Origin of the sequence: Brotaphodocola sp. (genome assembly GCF_050873065.1) — a bacterium.
GTDB lineage: Bacteria > Bacillota > Clostridia > Lachnospirales > Lachnospiraceae > Brotaphodocola.
Genome location: NZ_JBNMIC010000113.1, coordinates 1 through 2,863, shown reverse-complemented (window position 1 = coordinate 2,863; position 2,863 = coordinate 1). Strand labels below are relative to the sequence as shown.

The following is a 2,863-nucleotide window of genomic DNA, read 5'->3' as shown; positions in this document are numbered from 1 at the left end:
TTTCTGACCGTATTCTGGCATTTAAGAGCGGAAAAGTGGTCTTTGACGGAACACCGAAACAGCTGGATGAGGCAGAGTTAGAGCGCATTTACGGAAAGAACATTGCGATGAAACAGGAAGCGTCGGAAGACGACGGAGAGGAAAGCAGATGAAACTGAAGGACACGGTACATTTTGAGTGGTATAAGCACCTGCTGATTGTGTTTCTGCTCGCAGTCTGTATCTTCGGCAGTGCAGCGGTGACGGAAGCTGATTTCTCAGAAGTGTTTTCAAACCTCGATCAGGTGGGGATTTTTCTCAGCCGTCTGATGCATCCTGACTTTTCTTATCTGCCAAAACTTCTTGATCCGATGGCGAAGACTTTGAAAATGTCGGTGGTGGGAACGGTGCTTGGCGTTTTCTTTGCAGTTCCGGCGGCCTTTCTCGGAACGACGGTGGTGACGAGAAATATGGCAGTCACGACGGTGATGCGTTTTATCATGGACGTAGTCCGCACGATCCCGAACCTGTTGCTTGCGGCACTTCTCGTCGCAGTGATCGGAATCGGAGAGGCGACAGGTGTTCTGACGATCGCGATCTTCACGTTCGGCATGGTTTCCCAGCTGATTTATGAGACGATCGAGACGATTGACTATGGCCCGATTGAGGCGGCAGAGTCTGTCGGAGCAAACAAGGTTCAGATTGCGTTCTGGTCGATTGCGCCGCAGGTGCTCAGTCAGATTGTCAGCTACACGTTCTATGCACTTGAGGTAAACGTCCGTGCGTCCACGGTTCTCGGATATGTCGGTGCAGGCGGAATCGGAGTGATCCTGAATTCTTCTCTGGCCCTGCTCCAGTATGAGAGAGTTTCGCTGGTAATTTTGATGATTCTTGTTGTGGTTGCGATTGTGGATGCACTCAGTGAAGCGATCAGGAGGAGATTGGTATGATGAGACAGGCAGGAAGTATTCGCCGATGGGCGATCGGCCTTGCGGCAGTGGCAGTGATTGTGTACTGCATTGCAGGCGTTGATTTTTCGGGCCTTGCCGGTTTTTCTCCTCAGATGGGAATGGAAGTCATTCGGGGGCTGTTAAAACCGCGGTGGAGTTTTGTGTATGACGGAAGCGGAGAGGATCTTTTAAGTCTTCTCGGACTTACGCTTGGAGTTGCGTTTCTCGGAACTGCGATTGCGACGATTCTTGCACTTCCGATCACACTTCTCAGCGCATCCAATCTCTGGAAATCCTATCCGTGGGTATCAAAGATCGGCAAATTTATCTGTAATGTGCTGAGAGCATTTCCGGAGCTCGTTTATGCAATCATTTTTGTAAAAGTGGTCGGACCGGGTCCGTTTGCCGGTGTCATGGCGATCGGCGTTCATCAGATTGGAATGCTCGGAAAACTCTACACCGAGGAACTTGAAGCGATGGGAGAGGATTCTGCGGAGGCGATGCGCGCAGTCGGCGCCGGATTCTGGCAGACTTTGTTCTTTGCGAGAGTTCCGCAGCTGATGCCGATTTACAGTTCCCTCTCGCTGAATCACTTTGAGATTGCGGTCAGAAGTGCTTCCACGCTCGGACTTGTCGGAGCGGGCGGAATCGGAGCGCCGCTGATTTTTGCAATCCAGTCGCGAAACTGGGACAAGGTCAGCATCATTCTGCTTGGCGTTGTTGTGATGGTCTTTGTTATGGATCTTCTCACCGGAATGATTCGAAAGAAATTGAGATAAGAAAGATAAGAGAAACAGGAGCAAAACAAAGATTGTGGAGACGAAAGATAGAATGAATTTTTTGCACATTTCCGATATTCATTATCGAAGTTTCTATCCGGGTGGCGTTAGTGGATATGAAAAGATGCTGACACAGATGAAAGATCCTCTGATTTTCCTGCGGGAATGCGTTTTGGAAGCTCTGCGGGAACAGCCGATCGATGCGGTTCTTGTCACGGGAGATCTGACAGAAGATGGAAGTGTGGAAGATTACCGGACTTTGCGTGGAGCGCTTCGGGATCTCGTCGGGGAGCGTCCGGTGATCATCACTCCGGGAAATCATGACAGCAAGAAGAATCTGAGAATCGGGTGGCTGGAAATGTCAAAGGAGGAGGCAGAGCGTGCCGGAGCGTCCCCGTATCACTTTGTCGAGGAACTCGAGGGAGCGGTTATCGTCTCCTTTGACAGCAGTGTACAGGGCTGTCCGGATGGCTGTGCGGACGAGAGTGCGCTTGTCTGGATGCGGGAAAACCTGCTTGAGGCAAAAAAAACAGGGAAACCGGTGATCTTGATGACGCATCATCAGCTCATCGATCAGCTTCCGGGAGTTCCTCCGATTCCGCAGAAAAAACAGATCATGGAGATTCTTCGCGAGACGAGACCAGCGGCAGTGATCTGCGGGCATACGCATCATCACTATGTGGGCCGTGTGGCACAGGTTCCGTATTACATTGCGGACAGTATGTCTTTCCGTGGAGAAGAACTGGAAGCTGGCGGAGTATCTTTTGAGGAAGGATATGGATACAGCGTCTATCATCTGGGGCGGAATGGCATTGATCAATGTAAGACGAAGGTGAATCTGACGGGAAGATGTCTTGGGGAGATTTACTTTTCTCCTTCACAGGCTCTGAAAAAATAAAGCAAAAAGAAAAAAATTGAGGATGTTTGGAATATTGCTTTGCGTATCAGATTGTGTTTGTCGGATTTTGAGTAATAGGAAACAGGTATGTGAAAGTAATATTTTAAACATCTTTATATATTATATTGGGCATTTTGTAACTTCATTTAGAAAAATAAAAAATTTTGTTGACAGATGTAGTAACGTATGATATTATATACGAGTGCTCAGTTGAGACGAATGTTTTAAATGTCATAGGGGAATAGTTCAATGGTAGAG

3 protein-coding genes are annotated in these 2,863 nt (G+C 48.6%); all 3 read left to right on the top strand.

Features of this window, described 5'->3' with window-relative positions; all coding sequences use genetic code 11:
• Positions 1-148: 148 nt before the first annotated feature.
• The 3 genes from phnE (ACR0QE_RS13305) to ACR0QE_RS13295 are packed head-to-tail and all read left to right on the top strand — an operon-like array spanning position 149 to position 2,605.
• Positions 149-928: a phosphonate ABC transporter, permease protein PhnE gene (gene phnE, locus ACR0QE_RS13305; protein ID WP_432628815.1), complete on the top strand. Its 780-nt coding sequence runs from the start codon at positions 149-151 to the stop codon at positions 926-928.
• Positions 925-1,707: a phosphonate ABC transporter, permease protein PhnE gene (gene phnE / locus ACR0QE_RS13300; protein WP_432628814.1), complete on the top strand. Its 783-nt coding sequence runs from the start codon at positions 925-927 to the stop codon at positions 1,705-1,707. Before phnE (ACR0QE_RS13305) ends, phnE (ACR0QE_RS13300) begins: the two co-directional genes overlap by 4 nt.
• A 52-nt stretch (positions 1,708-1,759) precedes the next feature.
• Positions 1,760-2,605, top strand: coding sequence for a metallophosphoesterase family protein (locus ACR0QE_RS13295; RefSeq protein WP_432628813.1), 846 nt, complete (start codon positions 1,760-1,762; stop codon positions 2,603-2,605).
• The last annotated feature ends 258 nt before the right edge of the window (positions 2,606-2,863 follow it).